Here is a 554-nt window from a genome sequence, read left to right as displayed (position 1 = left end):
TGTTTGAGGTCACGCAGTCCTACGACGACGTGATGTCTGCCCTCGAGCGCGGCGAGTCGTTGCCTGTCTCGTGGTACACCGACGCGGCGTTCACCCAACTGGAGCTGCAGAAGATTTTCCGCAACACCTGGCAGTACGTCGGCCCGTTGCGGGAGCTTGCCAACCTCGGCGACTATATCAGCGGCTTCGCCGGAAACGTGCCCGTGGCCGTGGTGCGCAGCGAGACGAACGCCACGATGTTGCAATGCGGCTACCATGGCTGGACTTACGACTTGACTGGTTGTCTGCGCGGCGCTCCCCGAACGCAGGACGAGCCGAATTTCACACTCGGGGATTATCCGCTGCTGCCGGCGTGCGCAGAGACCCTCGGGCCCTGGGTGTTTGTCAACCTCGATCTCGACGCGCGTCCCTTGAGCCACTACTTCGGCGACGTGCTCGACATCATCGCACGAAGTGGGCTCGATCTGGACTCGCTGCAGTTGCGGCAACGCAAGGAGTGGGAGGCGCACGCCAACTGGAAGACGATGATCGAGAACTACCTTGAGTGCTACCAC

1 protein-coding gene is annotated in these 554 nt (G+C 61.9%); it reads left to right on the top strand.

The genetic code is table 11. From position 1 onward, the window contains the following. Window positions 1–32 precede the first annotated feature (32 nt). Window positions 33–554: aromatic ring-hydroxylating dioxygenase subunit alpha (locus tag F6Q13_RS19970; RefSeq protein ID WP_367141382.1), on the top strand; the 522-nt coding region annotated here is incomplete at its 3' end.

Origin of the sequence: Mycobacterium sp. (assembly GCF_008709575.1) — a bacterium.
In the GTDB taxonomy this organism is placed as follows: domain Bacteria; phylum Actinomycetota; class Actinomycetes; order Mycobacteriales; family Mycobacteriaceae; genus Mycobacterium.
Note: the sequence above shows the minus strand (reverse complement) of the source record. Positions and strands in the feature narration are given on the sequence as shown.